Origin of the sequence: Aeromicrobium sp. 50.2.37 (genome assembly GCF_024655735.1) — a bacterium.
Lineage (GTDB): Bacteria > Actinomycetota > Actinomycetes > Propionibacteriales > Nocardioidaceae > Aeromicrobium.
Genome location: NZ_JANLGG010000001.1, coordinates 126171 through 147066 on the forward strand (window position 1 = coordinate 126171; position 20896 = coordinate 147066).

General features: G+C 70.2%; 15 protein-coding genes. 7 read left to right on the forward strand and 8 right to left on the reverse strand.

What is annotated here, in order from left to right:
- Positions 1-6: 6 nt before the first annotated feature.
- On the reverse strand, positions 7-2181 hold the full coding sequence (locus tag NUV38_RS00525) for a S9 family peptidase (protein ID WP_257727263.1): 2175 nt from the start codon (positions 2179-2181) through the stop codon (positions 7-9).
- Entirely contained in the window at positions 2178-3599 is a 1422-nt protein-coding gene (locus NUV38_RS00530; RefSeq protein ID WP_257727264.1) for a DNA polymerase IV, read from the reverse strand. The genes NUV38_RS00525 and NUV38_RS00530 overlap by 4 nt, the downstream gene beginning before the upstream one ends.
- Before the next feature lie 136 nt (positions 3600-3735).
- Here NUV38_RS00530 and NUV38_RS00535 point away from each other — a divergent pair, with 136 nt between their 5' ends.
- The 4 genes from NUV38_RS00535 (at position 3736) to NUV38_RS00550 (ending at position 8845) form a co-directional block, all read left to right on the forward strand.
- Positions 3736-4758 (forward strand): DUF4192 domain-containing protein, encoded by a 1023-nt coding sequence (locus NUV38_RS00535; RefSeq protein ID WP_257727265.1) that lies wholly within the window; start codon positions 3736-3738, stop codon positions 4756-4758.
- A gap of 96 nt (positions 4759-4854) precedes the next feature.
- A complete protein-coding gene (locus NUV38_RS00540) occupies positions 4855-6330 on the forward strand; it encodes a glutamate--cysteine ligase (RefSeq protein WP_257727266.1) in 1476 nt (491 codons plus the stop codon).
- Positions 6331-6606: 276 nt separating this feature from the next.
- Entirely contained in the window at positions 6607-7893 is a 1287-nt protein-coding gene (locus NUV38_RS00545; protein WP_374625581.1) for an RNA polymerase sigma factor, read from the forward strand.
- A gap of 799 nt (positions 7894-8692) precedes the next feature.
- Complete coding sequence (locus NUV38_RS00550; RefSeq protein WP_257727268.1) at positions 8693-8845, forward strand: hypothetical protein; 153 nt, start codon at positions 8693-8695, stop codon at positions 8843-8845.
- A gap of 849 nt (positions 8846-9694) precedes the next feature.
- On the opposite strand, the gene NUV38_RS00555 is transcribed toward NUV38_RS00550, so the two are convergent.
- Complete coding sequence (locus NUV38_RS00555; protein ID WP_257727269.1) at positions 9695-9892, reverse strand: DUF6458 family protein; 198 nt, start codon at positions 9890-9892, stop codon at positions 9695-9697.
- A gap of 203 nt (positions 9893-10095) precedes the next feature.
- On the opposite strand from NUV38_RS00555, the gene NUV38_RS00560 reads away from it, so the two are divergent.
- A complete protein-coding gene (locus NUV38_RS00560; protein WP_257727270.1) occupies positions 10096-11625 on the forward strand; it encodes a phospholipase D family protein in 1530 nt (509 codons plus the stop codon).
- A gap of 69 nt (positions 11626-11694) precedes the next feature.
- Here the strand turns inward: NUV38_RS00560 and NUV38_RS00565 are convergent, their stop codons facing one another.
- Entirely contained in the window at positions 11695-11925 is a 231-nt protein-coding gene (locus NUV38_RS00565) for a hypothetical protein (RefSeq protein WP_374625586.1), read from the reverse strand.
- Positions 11926-12192: 267 nt separating this feature from the next.
- On the opposite strand from NUV38_RS00565, the gene NUV38_RS00570 reads away from it, so the two are divergent.
- Positions 12193-14247: a DNA topoisomerase IV subunit B gene (locus tag NUV38_RS00570; RefSeq protein ID WP_308219626.1), complete on the forward strand. Its 2055-nt coding sequence runs from the start codon at positions 12193-12195 to the stop codon at positions 14245-14247.
- A gap of 28 nt (positions 14248-14275) precedes the next feature.
- Entirely contained in the window at positions 14276-15223 is a 948-nt protein-coding gene (locus tag NUV38_RS00575) for a DUF1707 domain-containing protein (protein WP_257727271.1), read from the forward strand.
- A gap of 7 nt (positions 15224-15230) precedes the next feature.
- On the opposite strand, the gene NUV38_RS00580 is transcribed toward NUV38_RS00575, so the two are convergent.
- From NUV38_RS00580 to NUV38_RS00595, 4 genes are read right to left on the reverse strand one after another with little or no spacing between them, the layout of a single operon-like run.
- On the reverse strand, positions 15231-15725 hold the full coding sequence (locus NUV38_RS00580) for a carbonic anhydrase (protein ID WP_257727272.1): 495 nt from the start codon (positions 15723-15725) through the stop codon (positions 15231-15233).
- A complete protein-coding gene (locus NUV38_RS00585; RefSeq protein ID WP_308219627.1) occupies positions 15722-17566 on the reverse strand; it encodes an MFS transporter in 1845 nt (614 codons plus the stop codon). The genes NUV38_RS00580 and NUV38_RS00585 overlap by 4 nt, the downstream gene beginning before the upstream one ends.
- 3 nt (positions 17567-17569) lie before the next feature.
- On the reverse strand, positions 17570-18313 hold the full coding sequence (locus NUV38_RS00590) for an LppX_LprAFG lipoprotein (protein ID WP_257727273.1): 744 nt from the start codon (positions 18311-18313) through the stop codon (positions 17570-17572).
- Between the two features lie 4 nt (positions 18314-18317).
- A complete protein-coding gene (locus NUV38_RS00595; RefSeq protein ID WP_257727274.1) occupies positions 18318-20783 on the reverse strand; it encodes a DNA topoisomerase (ATP-hydrolyzing) subunit A in 2466 nt (821 codons plus the stop codon).
- Positions 20784-20896 lie beyond the last annotated feature (113 nt).

Here is a 20896-nt window from a genome sequence, read left to right on the forward strand (position 1 = left end):
GCCAGCCTACGAGTGGCCTCCGACGTCGACCGAAGCCGGTGGAGCGCCGGCCCCGACAGGTGCGATCGGCTCGTGCGGGGCGCCGACGGCGTCGATGATCCAGGCGAGCTCCCACGCACGTTCGTGCCACGCGGCGTAGCGTCCGCTCACCCCACCGTGGCCGGCGTGCATCTCGGTCTTGAGCAAGGGCGGCGTGCTGCCGGTGGAGAGCTCGCGCAGCCGCGCGACCCACTTGGCGGGCTCGACGTAGAGCACGCGGGTGTCGTTGAGGCTCGTGACCGCGAGGACCGGGGGATAGTCGGCGGCGCGCACGTTCTCATAGGGCGAGTAGGACTTCATGTACGCGTACACGTCGGGGTCGTGCAGGGGATCGCCCCACTCGTCCCACTCGATCACGGTCAGCGGCAGGCTGGGGTCGAGGATGGTGGTGAGCGCGTCGACGAACGGGACCTCGGCGACGACCGCACCGAACGCGTCGGGCGCGAGGTTGAGCGCGGCGCCGACGAGCAGGCCACCGGCGCTGCCACCCTCGGCCACCAGACGCTCGGCGCTGGTCCATCCCTCGCTCACGAGGTGGCGAGCCGCGGCGACGAAGTCGGAGAAGGTGTTCTTCTTGTGCACCAGCTTGCCCTGGTCGTACCAGGCCCGGCCGAGCTCGCCGCCGCCGCGCACGTGCGCGATGGCGAAGACGAAGCCGCGGTCGAGCAGTGACAGACGAGGGATCGACATCCCCGGATCCATGCTGATCTCGTAGGAGCCGTAGCCGTAGAGGAGGGCGGGAGCCGACCCGTCGCGCGGGGTGTCGGCACGGGCCACGAGCGAGATCGGCACACGCGTGCCGTCGTCGGCGACGGCCCACGTGCGGTGCTGCACGTAGTCGGCCGGGTCGTAGCCCCCGAGGACGGTCTGCTGCTTGCGGACCACGAGCTCTCCGGTGTCGACCACGTAGTCGAGCACCGTGCTGGGGGTGACCAACGAGCCCATGCCCAGCCGGATCACCGGCTGGTCCCACTCGGCGTTCGCACCGACGCCGGCGGTGAACAGCTCCTCGCCGAAGTCGATCTCGGTGAGCTCCCCGATGCCGTCGGGACCGAGCGGGGCGACCGCCACGCGCGTCATGGCGGCGCGACGGTAGGAGAGCACGAGGGTCGTGGCGAACACGTCGACCCCCTCGAGGCGGGTGCCCGGCGTGTGGGGAACCACCACGTCGGGCCGGCCCGTCGGGGCGTCGACGGGCACGGAGCCCAGCTCGAAGTCCTCGGCGTCGTCGTTGTGCAGCACGAGGAAGACGTCGCGGTCGCCCAGCACCGCGTGCTCGAGGGAGTACTCGACGCCGTCGCGTCGGGGGATCACCACGCGGAAGTCGCCCGTGGGGTCGTCGGCCTCGAGCACGAGCATCTCGCTCGTGATCTTCGAAGACGCGCCGATGACCAGGTAGCGCTCGGACTGCGTGCGGCCGACGCCGGTGAAGAACCGCTCGTCGGTCTCCTCGTGCACGAGCACGTCGGATGCGTCGGTGCCGAGCCGGTGCCGCCACACCCGGTGGGGGCGCCACGCATCGTCCACGGTCGTGTAGAAGAGGTGGCTCCCGTCGGCCGACCAGGTGACCCCGCCGCTCGTCCCGGGGATCTCGTCGGGCAGGACCTCGCCGGTCCGCAGGTCCTTGACGCGGATCGTGTAGCGCTCGTCGCCGACCACGTCGACGGACCACGCGAGCAGGTTCTCGTCGTCGCTGAGCGAGAACCCGCCGAGGGAGAAGAACTCGTGCCCGTCGGCCTCGACGTTGGAGTCGAGCAGGACCTCCTCGCCCGGGACGGGGACCCCGGGGACCAGGACCGGCGGGTCCCAGTCGTCGGGGGACTCCACCCGCGTGCGGCAGCGGATCGCGTACTGGCTGCCCTCGGACGTGCGCGAGTAGTACCACCACTGACCGTGCCGCACGGGCACGGACAGGTCGGTCTCGAGGGTGCGAGTGCGGATCTCCTCGAACAGCCGCGCGCGCAGGCCGGCCAGGTGGGCGGTGCGAGCCTCGGCGTAGTCGTTCTCGGCCTCGAGGTGCGCGATGGTGCGCGGGTCGTCCTTGTCGCGCAACCACTCGTAGTCGTCCTCGACGGAGTCGCCGTGGTGGCTGCGGGTGATCGGGTGCTTCGCGGCGACCGGGGGGTGGGGCGAGGAGGTCATGCCGTGACGCTATCGCCCGGTTCCACGGGCGGCGCGGAGACGTGGTCGGGCAGGTCCGCAGTGACCTCCGCCTCTGCGAGCTCGTCGGGGCGACGCGGCCGGGTCGGCCCCTCGTGCCCGGGGGAGAGATCGGGATCGTCGGCCGCGAAGGTGTGCACGGGCCCCGGTCCGGTGAGCCGGGTCTCGAACCGGACCGTGACCCGGCCCAGACCGCCACCCCAGACCCATCCGTCGCCGTGCGTGCGGTGGTGCACGTCGTTGCCGGGGCTCCAGCTGACCGGTGGGAGCGGCGCGACGTCGGCGGCGGTGTCGCTCTTCTCGGAGGGAGGGAGGTCGAGCGGCTCGTCCGCCTCGAAGAGGTCGTCCTGCACCCAGTCGGCGAGGCCGCTGATGCCGACCCCGACGAGTCGCAGCCCGCCGGAGAGGTCGGTGGCGGCGAGCAGCGCCAGTGCACTGCGGGCCAGGAGGCCGGGGGAGTCGGTGGGTCCGGGCAGCGTCGTGGACCGGGTGTGGGTCTCGAAGTCGTGGTACCGGATCTTGACGGTGACGGTGCGGCCCGAGAGTCGACCGCGGCGGAGGCGGTCGGCCACGCGACGGGCCATCGTCTCGACGACACCTTCCAGCCGGGCCCGATCGGTGACGTCGTCGGGGAAGGTGTCCTCCACGCTGATCGACTTGGCCTCCCGCTCGGCCACCACGGGGCGGTCGTCGTCGGCCCGGGAGAGTCTCGCGAGCGAGCGCCCCGAGGCCGAGCCGAGCAGACGGACCAGCTCGTCCTCGTCGCGCGAGCGGAGCTCGTCGACCGTGGAGACGCCGGTCCGCCTCAGCCGCTCGGCGGTGGCCGGCCCGACGCCGGGGATGGCGGTGACCTGCATGGGTCCCAGCAGCTCCAGCTCCGTTCCCGGCGCCACGACGAAGAGGCCGTCGGGCTTGCGGATCTCGCTCGCGATCTTGGCCATCAGCTTGGAGGAGGCGACGCCCACCGACGCGGTGAGCCCGTGGGTGAGGTCCTCGATGTCGGCCCGGAGTGCCTCGACCCGAGCCAGCAGGGCGTCGGGGTCGGGATCGTGGTCCGGTCCGGCGGCGAGGTCGACGAAGGCCTCGTCGAGCGACAGCGGCTCGACGAGCGGTGACTCCTGCCGCAGCCGGGCCATCACCAGGGCGCTGGCCTCGCGGTAGGCGTCGAAGCGGCCGCTGAGGAAGGCAGCGTGCGGGCAGCGCGAGCGCGCCTCGGCCATGCGCATCGCCGACCGCACGCCGTGGACACGCGCCTCGTAGGAGGCGGTCGACACCACGCCCCGGTGGCCGATCCCGCCCACGATGACCGGCTTGCCGCGCAAGGACGGCTTGTCACGCTGCTCCACCGAGGCGAAGAACGCATCGAGGTCGAGGTGGAGCACCGAGGCCGTGGACCGCATCGGCCCATTGTGCGGCCCTGGTCCGACGGATGCGGTCCGACGCCCGTCCACAGCCCCACGGGCGGCCGACCGGCGCCCGTCCACAGGTCTGCGGCAGGGCCTGTCGGGCCGCGGGACGGAGCACGAGTGTGGAGACATGACGACTGCACCCGTGTTCACGGCCCACGACGTGGGCGACCTGTTCAACCTGTTGCCGACCGTGTTCGGCTTCATGCCCGAGGAGTCGATCTGCGCGATCGCCACGTCCGGGCCACGCCAGCGGTTCGGCTTCCGCATGCGCGTCGACCTGCCCCACGACGCGGAGCACGTCCCCCAGCTGGCCCGCTTCGTGGCGGGTCACCTGCGCAACAACGGTGCCGAGGGTGCCATCGTGCTCGTCGTCTCGCGTCGACCTGAGGCGGCCGGCGAGGCGGCCTGGGCGGTCGAGCGCGGACTCGGGACGGTCCGCCCCGTCGTCACGGCCTGGACCGACACGCAGCGGTACTGGACCACCTTCGACGACGACCCGGCCGAGGGGACCCCGCTGGAGCTGAGCGACCACCACCCGGGTGTCGTCTGTGCGGTCGTCGCCGGCCAGGAGATCCTTCCCGACCGGGCCACGCTGGAGCGACGGTGGCACCCCGTCCAGGGGCCGCGGTGCGGATGGCTGGCCTCGCAGGTGCTCGAGGTGGAGCGCGACATCGTCCGGCAGTCGTGGACGCGCTCCGTGGCCCAGGTGGGCGACGCCGGCATCGAGGAGGTCCTGCAGGTCGTCGACCTCCTCGAGGGCAGTGCGCGACCGGACGACCTGGCCCTCCTGCGTTCCTGCGTGTGGCTCACCCACCACGCGGTGCGCGACCGGCTCTGGCCGTTGTACTCCAGGGATGAGGCGGAACGGGTCCTGCCGGCATGGCGTGAGCTCGCGCGCCACGCGCCGTCGGCGTACGCCGCGGTCCCGTACACGGTGGCTGCCTACCTCGCCTACCTGGTGGGCGACGGCGCCCAGGCCGTGATGGGCCTCGAGCACGCGCGCGCCGCCGACCCCTGCTTCGACATGGCCGAGAGCCTCCAGCGCGCCCTCGTCGCGGGCCTGCACCCGGACCGGTTGCACCACCTCGTGAGTGGAGCGGCCCTGGCCGAGCTGGCCGAGACGACACGTCCGGGGGCCGACGCGACCTGACGGGCGACCTCGCGACACCAGGACGGGCACGGCCACCTCTGGCTCGGCCGTGCGTTCGGTGAGGCGCGCGACCTCCGCGACCCCTAGGGTTGGGCCATGGGGCAGGACGTCGACGACAGGTCCTTCACACGTGAGGACCGGACCCGCTATCGGGCGAAGGTCCGTCGATGTCTCGACGTCTTCGCGCGCATGCTCTCCGAGCGCGACTTCTCGGTGGGGGAGCCGCAGATCGGCGTGGAGATCGAGTTCAACCTCGTCGACGAGGTGGGCGATCCCGCGATGAAGAACGCCGAGGCGCTCGAGGCGATCGCCGACGAGGCTTTCCAGACCGAGCTCGGGCTGTTCAACATCGAGATCAACGTCCCGCCGCAGCCGGCGAGCGGTGCAGGCTTCCGGACGCTGGAGGACACGGTCCGCCGCGACCTCAACGAGGCGCAGTCGAAGGCGGAGCGGGCGGGGGCGGGCCTGCTGATGGTGGGCGTGCTGCCCACGCTGCGCGAGCAGCACCTCGGCGCCGACTCGCTGTCGCCCAACCCGCGCTACCACCTGTTGTCGGACCAGATCCTGTCGGCGCGCGGCGAGGACATCGAGATCGTCATCGACGGTGTCGACCGGCTCGCCACGACGGCCGACACGATCGTCCCCGAGGCCGCGTGCACCAGTACCCAGCTGCACCTGCAGGTCGAGCCCGACGAGTTCGCGGCGACCTGGAACGCCGCCCAGGCGGTCGCCGGGGTCCAGGTCGCGGTGGGCGCCAACTCGCCGTTCCTGCTCGGTCGACAGCTGTGGCACGAGACGCGCATCCCGCTCTTCGAGCAGGCCACCGACACGCGCAGCGAGGAGCTCAAGACCCAGGGGGTCCGGCCGCGCGTCTTCTTCGGGGAGCGCTGGATCACCTCGGTCTTCGACCTGTTCGAGGAGAACGTGCGCTTCTTCCCGGCGCTGCTGCCGATCGTGGAGGACGAGGACCCGCTCGCGGAGCTCGAGGCCGGGCGCGTGCCGTCGCTGGCCGAGCTGCGGCTGCACAACGGCACGGTCTACCGGTGGAACCGGCCGATCTACGACGTGGCCGACGGACGTCCGCACCTGAGGGTCGAGAACCGGCTGCTGCCGGCTGGGCCGACCGTGGTCGACACCCTCGCGAACGCGGCCCTCTTCTACGGCCTGGTGCACGTCATGCGCCAGAGCGAGCGCCCGGTCTGGTCGCAGCTGTCGTTCAAGGCTGCCGAGGACAACTTCCACCAGGCCGCCCGGGTCGGCATCGAGACCGACCAGTACTGGCCGTCGGTCGGGACCGTGTCCGCGCGCGAGCTGGTGCTGCGCCATCTGCTGCCCCTGGCCCACGAGGGTCTCGCGCAGATGGGCGTCGACGGCCCGGTGGCCGGACGCCTGCTCGACGTCATCGAGCAGCGCTGCATCCGCGGCGTCAACGGGTCGACCTGGCTCATCGGCAGCTTCGAGCGCGAGCTCGCGCGCGGCGGCGATCGGGTGAAGGCGCTGCAGGCCGTCACGCGCCGCTACGCCGAGCTCATGCACGCGAACGAGCCGGTCCACAGCTGGCCGACCGACTGAGTCCGGAGGGGTCGGGCGCCGGCATCCGTGGGACGTGCGCCCCCGCCGTCGGAGGCTTGGGCGTGCGTGGCAGACTGGATCACGCAGAGGTTGACCGCAGGCCTCTTTGTTGCGCCCTCATACCGGTCAAGGAGGAGATTTGCTCGTGAGTTCCGTGCCCGGAGCGCGACCCCGTGTCGCACGTTCGGCCGCGCGAGTGGACTCGCCGAGCATGTCTTGCCCGATGACCGGGCGCGAGCAGTACCGCCCAGCCCACCCGCGAGATCAGAAGAGCCCGTGACGAAGACTTCCAAGAAGCCCGCAGCCTCCTCGACCGCGAAGAAGGCTCCCGCCAAGAAGGCCCCGGCCAGCAAGGCCGCGCCCTCCACGCAGGCGAAGAAGGCGCCCGCCAAGAAGGCTCCGGCCAAGAAGACCGCCGCCAAGAAGACCGCCGAGAAGCCGGTCGACATCGCCGAGGTCCTCGACGTGCCCGCCGCAGGCGAGGCCGCGAAGGTCGACGCCCAGGGCAAGAAGATCCTGCCGGACATCCCCGACGAGGAGTTCGTCAAGGATCTCAAGAACGACCCGACGCTGAAGGAGGACGAGGAGTCCAGCTTCACGCTGTCGGCGGCCGACGAGTCCGACGAGCCCGTCCAGCAGGTCATGGTCGCCGGCGCCACGGCCGACCCGGTCAAGGACTACCTCAAGCAGATCGGCAAGGTCTCGCTGCTCACCGCCGGTGAGGAGGTCGAGCTGGCCAAGCGCATCGAGGCCGGCCTGTTCGCCGAGGAGAAGCTCGCCAAGGGCGGTCGCATCTCCGAGAAGGTCCGTGAGGAGCTCGACTGGATCGTCGTCGACGGTCGTCGGGCCAAGAACCACCTGCTCGAGGCCAACCTGCGCCTCGTGGTCTCGCTGGCCAAGCGCTACACCGGCCGCGGCATGCTCTTCCTCGACCTGATTCAGGAGGGCAACCTCGGTCTGATCCGTGCGGTCGAGAAGTTCGACTACACCAAGGGCTTCAAGTTCTCGACCTACGCCACCTGGTGGATCCGTCAGGCCATCACGCGCGCCATGGCCGACCAGGCCCGCACCATCCGCATCCCGGTTCACATGGTCGAGGTCATCAACAAGCTGGCCCGTGTGCAGCGCCAGATGCTGCAGGACCTGGGCCGCGAGCCCACGCCGGAGGAGCTGGCGCTCGAGCTGGACATGACGCCCGAGAAGGTCGTCGAGGTCCAGAAGTACGGCCGTGAGCCCATCAGCCTGCACACGCCCCTCGGCGAGGACGGCGACAGCGAGTTCGGCGACCTCATCGAGGACTCCGAGGCCATCGTCCCGGCCGACGCCGTGTCGTTCACGCTCCTGCAGGAGCAGTTGCACGCCGTCCTCGACACGCTCAGCGAGCGTGAGTCCGGCGTGGTCTCCATGCGCTTCGGCCTGACCGACGGCCAGCCGAAGACGCTCGACGAGATCGGCAAGGTCTACGGCGTCACGCGTGAGCGCATCCGCCAGATCGAGTCCAAGACGATGAGCAAGCTGCGCCACCCGTCCCGCTCCCAGGTCCTGCGCGACTACCTGGACTGAGCCGCGGCGCCCACGAGTTCGGGTCTGACTGGAGTCCCGGGAAGAGTCCGAGCTCGTGGGCGGCACGCTGTGCACCCCACAGCGCCTCTAGCCCAGATATCGATATGTTCTAGGCGTGTCGTTCTCCCGTGTGAGGCCCACGTTCTACACGTGGCTGGCCATCGGAGCAGTCTTGCTTGCCGCATATCGAGCGGTCCTGATCGTCTTCGAACCCGGGGTGCGGTCCACCTGGAGCTATGTGTTCGTGATCGGATGGCTGGGCATTGCAGCCTGGTGGACTCGAGAGGGGCATAGGGCTCGTGCCGAGGACGTTTCGTGACGCTTCGTCCCGCCGACATCGAGCTGCTTGTGACCGCCTGAGAGCTGTGCCTCAGGGCTGAGCGCAAGAGTCCGCAGACGCTCAAGTCCTACGGCGACGGCGACCGCACCTACCTGAAGTGGGCTGTCGCCAACAACCTCGAAGCCGACCTCTCCCGGGCCCAAGTCCGCGCGTTTCACCGACGGACTGCTCGCCGGGGGAGCAGCAGCCTCGACCGCCTGCAGTCGGCAGCTCGCCGTCCGACGCTTCAGCGCCTGGCTCGCCGAGGAGAGCGAGATCGAGGTCGACCACCGCAACGCGGATGACCTCAAGAACGGCAGACGCCTCGGGATCGACACCACGAGTACGGACGCGAAGTGCCGCGCTCGAGCAAGTCCGCGATCCGAGCGAGCACCATCGCCATCGGCTCGCTGACCTCCAAGATGTACGACCTTCTCGAACTCGTCACGAGAGCACACCGAGTCAATTTACGCCGTGCGGGTGATGCGACAGATCGGACCGACCGAGATCCTGCTGGTGATGCTGTTCCTCTTGGTGATCGTGTGTGGAGTCGGCGGCGTCTACCTCGGTTCGCGCATCTGGCACCGCGGTCGGCGCGACGCCGAGCGGGCTGAGGCACGCCGCCGCCAGTAGCGGCCTCACGACCCATTACCTCGAGCGAGGACGTCACGACGGTCGTTGCGCCGACCTCGTGTGGACGGCAGCATCCCCGCCCACACCTCCGTCGTCGGGCCACGCCTCGGCGTAGACACGGCGGTCACGAAGGGCCGGGCAGGTCGAGCACGCCAAGACCGGAGCCTGGTGCTGCCCGTCGTCATCCTGGCCGATCAGGGCGCAGCGCTGCCCTTCGAAGCCGGCGCCTACCCGAGACTCGTCGCAGGGTTCGCCGATAAGACCAGGCACAACGCGCTGAGGAACTACCACGCGCCCGGGGACAAGGGTGGGGCGCCGAACGGTTAGCTGTCGGCGCCGAGCACTGTGTACGCGATAGCTGCTCAGAGGAACCCCGTGGGTAACAGCCCCCCGAACACAGCCGCCGCGACGTAGAGGAACCTCGGTCGTCAGTCGCCGAGTAACTGCCCAAGAGGCAAGCGTGAACGTCGTGGCAATCGTGATCGCGGCTGCGACGACGAGAAGGAGGTCAAGGGACACTCGCCGACCCTGGCAGACGCGGCCACGACGGACAAAGTAGATGCAACGCCCAGCGTCACCGCGGCTCCGAGGGTCCCCAGTGTCCTTCCGCATCTCGAAGCTTCGGCCTTCTCCCTCCGAATTGTTGTGCGTTCCAGCCCGCGCCCCGTGTGGACGTCGGCCGAACTTCCTCGTAGTCCGTTTGGATTCCCAACGGTCCGGTTCGTGGAGCGCGTGATCTCACCTGCGAGACCGCACAGGCGGACGGCTCTCACCTGGGTCCAGACATGACGCCGGGCCGGGAGGATCCTCCCGGCCCGTCGTGGTGCGTCGCGAGTGCCGACGCACGGCTCAGCGCGGCGGGGGGACTTCCCCACGGCGGTCGCGGCTGCGGCCGCTGAGGACCAGGGACACGATGAGGCCCAGTGCCCCGACGGCGATGAGGATGTAGCCGACCATGGTGAGGTCGACCCCGTTGATGGAGTCCTGGACGGCGAACGCCAGGATGGCGCCTGCTGCCAGCAGGAAGAGCGAGCTGCCGATCTGCATGATGTCTCCTCGGTTCGTCGTCGACCGTGGTGGCCGACTTCGCCGAGCGTGGCACGGGCCGGACCTCTCCGCACCTCGGAGTCGCAGGATGCCCGGACAGCAGAGCGATGTGCGTTAGACTGTCGCGACCCACACGTCGATCTCGGGGAGACACAGCGGTGCCTAGAAGCTACCGATCGAGCACGTTGGCACGACGTCTCGGGGTGACGTTGACCGCGACTGTCGTCGTCGTCGGCGCCCTGAGCATCTCGCCGACGTCCGCGGAGGAGACCCCCGAGCCGACGCCGAGCGCCGGCACCGAAGCCGTGCCGGACGAGACGACGCAGGAGGCGGAAGACGATGCGCGAGCGGCAGCGCAGGCTGCTGAGTCCCAATCGTCGGCCGCCGATGCACCGCGGCCCTACGGACCGCCTTACGAGGTGAAGTTGGAGGCGAACTTCTCTCGTCCCAACGGCTCGTACATGAAGGCTTCTGACTTCACCCTGCTCAACGACCTCGAGCGGTTGATCCGCGGCTCGTACGAGGACCCCAACACGGGCAAGCCGCGACCGTCCTCGACCATCTCGGCGAACAAGATCTACATCTCGGTCTCGCGGATGGAGAACTCCAAGCGGGTCGGACGCGAACTCGTCAGGGCCGCGCAGAAGGGCGTGGACGTCTACATGATCCACGGCAAGGCCTCGCAGTCAAAGGAGTCTCGAGCGTTGCAGAAGAAGCTCGAGAGCCTCAAGCACGGCCACTTCCACATCTGCCAGAAGGGCAAGAGTCTCGCGTGCCTCTCGCCGCTCAACGGCGCCATCATGCACTCCAAGGTGTTGATGGTGAAGGACACCTACGACGCCGACAAGAAGCCGGCGCGGGGGGCGGTGTGGTCGGGCTCGGCGAACCTGGGCGGCCCAAGTGGCGAGTACACGTTCAACAACGGGTGGACCACCTACAACGACAAGAAGATCTTCGTGCAGATGGAGCGCTTCTTCCAGGACATGTGGGCGGAACGGAACATCAGCAAGAAGTACAGCTACGACTATCCGAGGTACGTCGCGGCGCATGCGACGAACTACGGCTATGCCGACGCCCAGAAGGAGGGCTACAGCAAGGACATCTCGCCGTACGCCCGCAACGGGATGTTCTACTCCGAGCTGTCCAACACGACCTACTACCCCACGCCCATCTCCGCCTCGCCGTCGAACGGTCGTGACCCCGTGCTCAACCTGCTCGGACGTGTCGTTCCCGACGCCACGTGCAAGATTCGACTGCAGCACAACCGCTTCAAGTACCGCCGCATCGCTGTGGCACAGAAGCTGGTCGAGCTCACGGAGGGCGGATGCAGCGTGGAGGCGATCTCGTTCCGCGACGAGCTGAAGGTGAACCGCACTGCGCACTGCCAGCAGTACATCCGGATCTGCAAGCCGATCCTCGACGTCCTCCGGACGTCCGTGACCCGTGTACCGGCGGCCTATGCCAAGCCGCATGACAAGACGATGCTCGTGGAGGCCAAGCTCAAGCCGAACTCGTGGAACACCGAGGAGATCACGCCGAACGGCGAACCGTTCTCGTCATCCGGTACCTTCACCCGCGTGGTACAGGCAGGCTCGGCCGCTCTCACCGGTTCCAATCTGATTGTCAGCGACGAGATCACGACGGAGACGACCGACCCGGCGTTGTACCAGGACTATCTGGAGCACTGGACCGCCATCTGGCGTAGTTCCGGTGCCCGTTCCTGGGCCTACTGACGCCACGAGAAGGGCCCCGCCCCCCGCCGCGCGCCGGGGGGGGGGCCCCTTCTCGTCCGTTCGTGCTCGTCAGACCTCGGGATTCGCGGCCACGGGGGGCTCGGATCCGAGTCGACCGGTCTCGTCGTGGATCGACACGGCGACCTCACGCAGCTTGTCCTCATGCTCACGGGCGTGGTGCGCGCAGAAGAGCAGCTCGGCACCGCCGGCCAGCTCGACACGGACGTACGCCTGCGCACCGCAACGGTCACAGCGATCGGTCGCGTTCAGACCGGGAAGCTCGGCGACTGCAGCCATCATGTTCTCTCTTCCTCAGCGTCGTCGTTCAGCGGGTACGTCTGACTCAACATCCAACCACGGGCTGTTGTTCCGCGCCGGAGTTGGTGACATACGACATAGATACTGCCGACCGTCGCCAAACCTGCGGAGGTGCGTCGGCGCGCCGCGTGTCAGACCGGTCACCGGGGACGTTCTGACTAGGCTGGCCAGAGGGTCGGCGATCGCCTGCGCGCATGGCGTCCGACGACGTCCGACCTGACGCGAAACCACCCGGTGGAGGCCCCTGAGTTGTCGACCTACGACGCACGCAACCTGCTCGTCCTCGAAGGGCTCGAGGCGGTCCGCAAGCGCCCGGGCATGTACATCGGTTCCACCGACACCCGCGGACTCATGCACTGCCTGTGGGAGATCATCGACAACTCCGTCGACGAGGCGCTGGACGGTCACTGCGACCGCATCGACGTGGTGCTCCACGCCGACGGCTCCGTCGAGGTCCGCGACAACGGCCGTGGCGTCCCGGTGGACATCGAGCCCAAGACAGGGCTGACCGGGGTCGAGGTCGTGTACACCAAGCTGCACGCCGGCGGGAAGTTCGGCGGAGGTTCCTACAACGCCACCGGCGGCCTGCACGGCGTCGGCGCATCGGTGGTCAACGCCCTGTCCTCGCGGCTCGACGTGCAGGTCGACAAGTCCGGTGCCACGTGGTCGATGTCGTTCCGGCGGGGTGAGCCGGGCCTCTTCGCCGGCGACGGACCGACCGCGGACTTCTCGGCCGACAACACCCTGCACAAGGGCGGCCGGGTCAAGAAGACGGTCACCGGCACCCGGGTGCGGTACTGGGCCGACCCGCAGATCTTCATCAAGACCGCGACGTTCTCCTACGAGGAGCTCGTCACCCGTGCACGGCAGACGTCGTTCCTCGTGCCGGGACTCGAGATCGTCATCCGCGACGAGCGTGGCGACGAGCCGCTCGAGGAGTCGTTCAAGCACGACGGCGGCATCACCGAGTACTGCGACTTCCTGGCCGCCGACGAGCCGGTGAGCGAGGTGCTGCGCCTGCAGGGCTCCGGCGCCTTCACCGAGACCGTCCCCGTGCTGGACTCCAAGGGCCACATGACGCCTCAGGAGGTCGAGCGCGACCTCGGCGTCGACGTGGCGCTGCGCTGGGGCACGGGGTACGAGACGCAGGTCCGGTCCTTCGTCAACATCATCGCCACACCCAAGGGCGGCACCCACGTCCAGGGCTTCGAGCGCGGCCTCACCAAGACCTTCAACGACACGCTGCGCACCACGCGGCTGCTCAAGTCCGGCGACGTCGACGTCATCAAGGACGACGTCCTCGAGGGCATGACGGCCGTGGTCACCGTGCGGCTGGCCGAGCCCCAGTTCGAGGGCCAGACGAAGGAGGTGCTCGGCACCCCGGCCGTCACCAAGATCGTCAACCAGGTCGTCTCGCGCGAGCTCAAGGCGTTCCTCACGTCCACCAAGACGGCGCAGAAGGCCAAGGCACGCCTCGTCATGGAGAAGGTCGTCGCCGCCTCGCGCACCCGGCTCATGGCCCGTCAGCAGCGCGACAACCAACGTCGCAAGAACGCCCTGGAGTCCAGCGCGCTGCCGGCCAAGCTGGCCGACTGCCGCGCGGCCGACGCCGAGCGCACCGAGCTGTTCATCGTGGAGGGCGACTCCGCGCTCGGCACGGCGAAGTCCGCGCGCGATTCGGAGTTCCAGGCGCTGCTGCCCATCCGCGGCAAGATCCTGAACGTCCAGAAGGCCAGCGTCGGCGACATGCTCAAGAACCTGGAGTGCTCGTCGATCATCCAGGTGGTCGGCGCCGGCTCGGGCCGCACCTTCGACCTGGACCAGGCGCGGTACGGACGCATCATCTTCATGGCCGACGCCGACTCCGACGGCGCCCACATCCGGTGCCTGCTGGCCACGCTCTTCTTCCGCTACATGCGGCCGCTGGTGGAGGAGGGCCGCGTCTACACGGCCGTGCCCCCCCTGCACCGCATCGAGCTGGTCAACCCCAAGAAGGGGCAGGAGAAGTACCAGTACACGTACTCCGACGCCGAGCTGCAGCGCACCCTGGCCGACCTCAAGCGCCGCAACGTGCGCTGGAAGGACCCCATCCAGCGCTACAAGGGCCTGGGCGAGATGGACGCCGACCAGCTGGCCGAGACCACGATGGACCCCCGCCACCGCACGCTGCGTCGGCTCACGGTCGACGACGCCGAGCGCGCTGCCGGCGTGTTCGAGCTGTTGATGGGCAACGAGGTCGCTCCGCGCAAGGAGTTCATCGTGCAGAGCGCCTACGAGGTCGACTCCGACCTCATCGACGCGTGAGCCTGCTCCACGTCGCTACGATGCCGCCGTGAGCGACATCAGCGATCCCGGGGGAGCCGGACGCGGGGACCGGCGCACCGCTCGACGCGCCGTCGACGCCGCCTACGCGGCCGGTCGCATCTCGGCCGTGGACCGGTCGCTGCGGATGGAGCAGATCGACGCGGCCGCGACCCGGGGCGACCTGGCCATGGTGGTCCGTGACCTGACCGACCGTCCGGCAGATCCGCCGCCCCCTCGGCCCGCCCCGTCGAGCGACGCGGCCCGGGCCCCGTTCCCGAGGCCGCCGGCGGCCGAGCAGCCTGCCCCGTCGGCGGGCAGCAGCCCGGTCCCGGACCCACCGGCCACGAGCCCGGGCGACGCGCCGGGCCGTGCCTGGCCGCCTCCCGGGTTCGGTGGGACCCCGGAGGTGGGCGAGCGCACCTCCGGCACCAACCGCCGGACGATCGGCTGCATCGTCGGCGTCGTGGCGTTCTTCTTCCTGGCTCCCTGCCTGCTGGGTGCCGGCGGGCTCGTCGTGAGCCTCGTCGTCAGTGGCAGTGACGGCGACAGCAGTGACGGCGTCGCGGTCGAGCAGGTCGAGCAGTGGTGGGACGAGCGTGTGGACGACCTCGCAGCCGCCTCCGGGACCACGGTCGTCTCGGCGTACCGCGTCGGCGAGGACACCGGCACCGCCACGACCGAGGAGTCGACGGCCTCGACCGACTGGACCTACTCGTCGGGCGTGTGGGTGGAGGGCATGACCCGCGCGGACCTCCCCGAGCTTCCCGTGGCCGACCTCGCCCGCATCGACGCGTCGGCCGTGCAGAGCGCCGTCGACGACGCCCGGTTCGCGGTCGACACCGATGCCGACCCCACGATCATGATCAGGGTCAGGCCGCAGATCGGGCAGGACCCCCTGCTCGAGGTCACCGTCGGGGACGGCGCAGCGGTGCAGAGCCGGACCTACGACTCCGACGGCATGCTGCTCCAGGACTGAGCCTGGCTCAGACGACCTGCTGCAGCAGTCCGGTGTCGACGTCGTAGAGGAACCCGCCGACGTCGATCGAGTCCGGGATGAGCGGGTGCGAGGTCACGCGGTGCACGTCGGCCCGGAGCTGGCGCTCCTGGTCGTCGATCGGGCCGATGCTCATCCAGGTGGAGTCGGTGCTGGTGCTGCTGGAGACGCGCTCGTGGATCTGCTCCTCCGTGGAGGAGGCCATCGCGCACCGGGTGTGCTCGACCACGAGGACGCGCTTCACCTGGAGCAGGTGCACGCCCAGCACGAGGGCCACGAGCTCGTCGTCGTCCACCCGGCCGCCGGGGTTGCGCAGGATCTTCGCGTCACCGGGCTGGAGGCCGATCATGCCGAGCGGGTCGATGCGCGAGTCCATGCACGTCACCATGGCCACGCCCGCACGAGCGATGCCGTCGAAGCCGGTGAGGGCGAACGAGTCGGCGAAGGTTCGGTTGGCTGCGAGAAGGTCGTCGAAGTCCGTCACAGGGGCAGCGTAGTACCGCTGCTGCGCGTGCGGGTATGAGCAGGTTCACGTAGCAGCCAGAGCGACAGGGCCGCCGCGACCACCGCGCAGACGGCGGCTCCGAGGAACACGGCGTGCAGCTGCGCGATGCCGGCGTCGCGCACCGCGTCGCGGTACGCCTGGCACAGCTGGACCTCGCCGGTGCAGAGGTCCGACGCCGCGGGGATCCGCGCCGAGGCAGAGTAGAACGCCCGCAGCCCGATGGTCGTCAGGGCCGAGACGCCGATGAGCATGCCGACCATGCGGGCCACGATGAGCAGGGCGCTCGCCACGCCGTGGACGGCGTCGGCGGTGTGCTCGAGCAGCACGGCGTTCACCGGTGCGATCGCGAGCCCGAAGCCCAGTCCGGCCGCCACGAGCGAGAGTGTCTCCCACTCGCTGGCCAACGACTGCGCGTCCCACGTGGCCATGTGCCAGAACGCAGCCGCGCTGACCAGCATGGCCACCGCGGTCAGCCATGACGCCGGGACACGACGCAGGAGCCACCCTCCGAGGACCGCGCCCACCGGGAGCGCCACCAGGAAGCGCACGAGCACGAGGGCCGCGTCGAGCTGGGAGTCCCGGTACACGGTGAGCCGGGCGAAGAAGGGGATGTCGACGAGCGCCGCGATGAGCGCGGCCCCGATGACGAAGGAGACGACGAGGGCGCCCCAGGCCGGGCGGGCCGACAGGGCGCCGCGCGGGACCAGGGGCTCGGTCGCCGTGCGCTGCCGGTACACGAAACCGACGCTCGCCAGCGCGGCGACGGGCAGGAGCCATGGGGCCTGGGGCGAGAGGGTCCCGGACTCCGGCTCGGCGGAGGCGAAGGTCACGATCACCGCGGCGAGGGCGACCGCGAGGAGCGCTGCCCCGACCAGGTCGGTGCTGCGCGCGATCTCTCCCCAGCTGCGCCACTGCACGAGAGGCCGCCGAGCGGTGGCCTGGCGCACCACGAACAGGGCGGCGACGACGTAGGTGCCGAGCGCGAGCGGGGTCAGCCAGCGGGAGTCGCCGGTGACCGGCAGGAACGCCAGCCCGGCGGTGACGCCGGTGACGAGGCGTTCGGGCTGCAGCATGACGAGCGAGAGGCCGGTCAGCGCGAGGGCGAGCAGGCCGAAGCCGGGCAGGTCCGGCCGACCGGACGGGGCGCTGGGGGCCGAGGCGGCACGCTCGCCCGACGGGGCGGCCGCCGCGGCACCACGGAGCCGCAGCATGACGGCGGCGAGAACCAGGCCGACGGCTGCGTTGAGCCAGAAGATGTCGCGCCACGAGCCGAAGGCCAGCACGACCGCTCCGTACAGAGGCCCCAGGACGCTCCCGAGCTCCTGCACGGCGCCCACGACCCCGAGGGGGAGCCCGCGCCGGCGGGGCGGCCACAGGTCGGCGACGAGTGCCAACGTGGGAGGGATGAGTCCACCGCCTCCGACGCCCTGCAGCAGTCGCCCGGCGACGATCGTGTTCAGGTCGTAGGCAGCGGCGGTCACGAGGGAGCCCACCGCGAAGACGACGAGCGAGCCGAGGAGCACCGGGACGCGGCCGCGGAGGTCGGAGATGCGCCCGATGAGGGGCAGCACGCCCACGTAGCCGAGGAGGAAGCCCGAGATGATCGGGGCAGCGCGCTGCAGCTCGTCGACGTCGAGCCCGCTGGCCGACATCATCTCGGGCAGGGCCAGCACGACCACGTACGTGTCGGCGGCCGCGAAGGCGATCGCCACCGCGGCGAGCCCGAGCAGCGTCCGCGACGCCAGCACCGGACCCGACGACTCGGACCGGGCGTCGTCGACCTCGTCGGCCTCGTCGGCCGAGCTGCCGGTGTCCCGCACGGGTCAGCTGCCTCCGGTGCGGGCCGGTGCCTCGATCTCGATCGGTTCGTCTGAGGTGGCCAGACGCACCGTGTACGTGACGTCCGTGCTGCCGCCGTAGAACGGGCCGGACATCGTGGCGTCGCGCAGCACGTCGTCGTCCGTGAGCCGGTACGTGACGTCGAAGCGTGCACCCTTGGTAGCCGAAGGGATGATCTGCGACACGACGGAGCCCGGCAGTCTGCCCGTGATGGAGGTCAGGACGTCCTGGCCGTCGCGCGACTTCTTGCCCTCCTCGAGGTCGTCGGTCTGCACCAGGATCTGGGTGAGACCCGTGTCGGCGTCGATGAGCCCCGCAGGGTCCGGCGCCTTCAGGGATGCCGGGTCGATCGTCAGGTACACGGGGGTGATGTCGGTCTTGGCGTAGACCGTCCCGTCCACCGCGACCACCTCGGCCGACAGGGTCGCTCCGCCGGTGGAGACCTTCACGTCACCGGTGAAGGCGGGGGAGTGGTTGCCCTTGCCCTTGGCCGAGAGCAGTCCCGAGACGCCGTCGGGCACCGAGGACGTCGCGAGCGAGACCTCGACCGTCTCGGCCTCGTCGATCGTCTTCTTCGCCGTGTCGAGCCGCTCCTGGAGGGCGGAGGTGTCGGTGCCGGGTTCGGCGTCGTCACCGCCTCCGGTGCAGCCGACGAGCAGCGCGCCGGCGAGGGCGGCCGCGACGACGAGGAGGACGCGTGAGCGGGTGGCACGAGAGGTGGGACGCACGCGCTCAGTCTCGCACGGTCGGGAGTCCGGGGAGCAGACCTGCGGGCGAGGCGGCGGCGAGCACGGGCTGCGCCACCGCGACCCCCGAGCCGTCGCGGCGAGGGTCGACCTCGGGCAGGTCCACGGGCGAGCCGCTCGTGGCGCACGCGACGGGCGTGCCGTCGCCGACCCAACCGAGGATCAGGCCGTCCTCGCCCTTGAGCAGCCGGTGGCAGCGCACACCGCCGGTGGCACGGCCCTTGGCCGGGTAGGCCGAGAGCGGGCTGACCTTCGCGGCCCCGGTCTGCGTGCCCGGCAGCGCGTCGCCCGAGCCGGAGATCGTGAGCACGTGGGCGGACTCGACGTCGCGCACCACGCCGAAGCCCACCACCCGCTGACCTGCCGCCAGCTTGACGCCTGCCACACCGCCGCCAGCCCGTCCCTGCGGACGGACCAGCCCCGCCTCGAAGCGCAGCAGCTGCGCGTCGGAGGTGATGAGGACGAGCTGCTCGTCGCCGGTGGCCAACGGGGCAGCGCCCACCAGGACGTCACCGTCGGCGAGCCCGATGACCTCCCAGGAGTCGCGCGACAGCACCTCGGGCTTGACCCGCTTGACCACACCGGCCCGGGTGGCCAGCGCGAGTCCGGGACCCTCGGCCTCCAGCGACATGAGGCACAGCGCAGGTGCCGACGCCGCCAGCAGCTCACGCAGCGGCAGGCCGCCCTGCAGGTGCGGGGCCTGCGCGGTGGCCGGCAGCGTCGGGATGTCGAGGACGTCGAGTCGGTGCACGGTGCCGTCGGCGGTGACCAGACCCACCTGGCCGCGCGCCGTCGCCGCCACGGCAGAGACGACCACGTCGTGCTTGGAGCGCCGACCGACGTCGCCGAGCTGGGCGTCGTCGCTCGTGCGGGCCAGCAGCCCGGTGGCCGACAGCAGCACCCAGCACGGATCGTCGGCGACCTCGAGCTGCGCCGCGGCCGTGACGGTCTGACCGGCGGACTCCAGCAGCACCGTGCGTCGCGGTGTGCCGAAGCGCTGGGCCGCTGCGTCGAGCTCGTCGGAGACGACCGCCCGCAGCACGGCGTCGTCGGCGAGGATCTCCTCGAGCCGCTCGATCGCCGCGCGCAGCTCGTCGGCCTCCTTCTCGAGCTCGATCCTGGAGAACCGGGTGAGGCTGCCCAGCGTGCGGTCGAGGATGAAGTCGGCCTGGGCCTCGCTCAGGTCGAAGACCCCCATGAGGCGGCTGCGTGCCTCACCGCGGTTGTCGCTGCTGCGGATCAGCTGGATGACCTCGTCGATGTCGAGGATCGCGACCAACAGCCCCTCGACGAGGTGCAGCCGGGCGGCGGCCTTGGCGCGCCGGAACTCGCTGCGCCGACGGACCACCTGGAACCGGTGCGCGAGGAAGACCTCGAGCATCTCCTTGAGGCCCAGCGTGCGGGGCTGGCCGTCGACCAGGGCGACCGCGTTGATCGAGAACGACGACTCCATCGGCGTGTGCTTGTAGAGCTGCTCGAGGAGCACCTCGGGCACGATGCCGTTCTTGACCTCGATCACCAGCTGCAGGCCCTTGTGCCGGTCGGTCAGGTTCTTGATGTCGGAGATGCCCTGGAGCTTCTTGGCCTGGACCAGCTTCTTGATGGCCTCGACGACCTTCTCGGTGCCGACGTTGTAGGGCAGCTCGGTGACCACGATGCCCTTGCGGCGAGGGGTCACGTTCTCGACCCGTGTGGTGGCGCGCATCCGAAAGGAGCCGTTCCCCGTGGCGTAGGCGTCGCGGACACCGTCGAGCCCGACGATCTTGCCGCCGGTCGGCAGGTCGGGGCCGGGGATGAAGCGCATGAGGTCGTCGAGGTCGGCCCGCGGGTGCTCGATGAGGTGCCGCAGCGCCTGCACGACCTCGACGAGGTTGTGCGGGGCGATGTTCGTGGCCATGCCGACGGCGATGCCGGACGCGCCGTTGACCAGGAGGTTCGGCAGCGACGCCGGCAGCACGCTCGGCTCCAGCTCGCGACCGTCGTAGTTGGGCTTGAAGTCGACGGTGTCCTCGTCGATGGAGGCCGTCATGGCCTCGGCGGCCTCGTCCATGCGGCACTCGGTGTAGCGCATGGCCGCGGGCGGGTCGTCCGGCGAGCCGAAGTTGCCGTGCCCGTCCACCAGCGGGAGGCGCATGGACCACGGCTGGACGAGCCGGACGAGCGCGTCGTAGATGGCGCTGTCGCCGTGCGGGTGCAGTCGACCCATGACCTCGCCGACGACACGGGCGCTCTTGACGTGGCCGCGGTCGTTGCGCAGCCCCATGTCGTCCATCGTGAAGAGCGTGCGCCGCTGGACGGGCTTGAGCCCGTCGCGAGCGTCGGGGATGGCACGGGAGTAGATGACCGAGTACGCGTACTCGATGTAGCTCGCACTCATCTCGTCCGTGATGTCGGTGTCGATGATGTGCTCGTCGAACTCCTCGGGGGGGTTCGGGGTGCTGCTGCGGGCCATGCATCCTCTCCTGGCTGACGACGTGCCACCCGATGGGCGACCTCTCGATTCTCCCGGTCCGGAGCCGTGCGCCCCAGCCGCCACGCCGCCCGAGGGGCGCCCGGGCTCCTCCG

Bases quoted from the DNA above. Each gene is read 5' to 3' on its own strand.
- NUV38_RS00525 (WP_257727263.1), bottom strand. From the start codon at position 2,181: ATGACCTCCTCGCCCCACCCCCCGGTCGCCGCGAAGCACCCGATCACC.
- NUV38_RS00530 (WP_257727264.1), bottom strand. From the start codon at position 3,599: ATGCGGTCCACGGCCTCGGTGCTCCACCTCGACCTCGATGCGTTCTTC.
- NUV38_RS00535 (WP_257727265.1), top strand. From the start codon at position 3,736: ATGACGACTGCACCCGTGTTCACGGCCCACGACGTGGGCGACCTGTTC.
- NUV38_RS00540 (WP_257727266.1), top strand. From the start codon at position 4,855: ATGGGGCAGGACGTCGACGACAGGTCCTTCACACGTGAGGACCGGACC.
- NUV38_RS00555 (WP_257727269.1), bottom strand. From the start codon at position 9,892: ATGCAGATCGGCAGCTCGCTCTTCCTGCTGGCAGCAGGCGCCATCCTG.
- NUV38_RS00565 (WP_374625586.1), bottom strand. From the start codon at position 11,925: ATGATGGCTGCAGTCGCCGAGCTTCCCGGTCTGAACGCGACCGATCGC.
- NUV38_RS00595 (WP_257727274.1), bottom strand. From the start codon at position 20,783: ATGGCCCGCAGCAGCACCCCGAACCCCCCCGAGGAGTTCGACGAGCAC.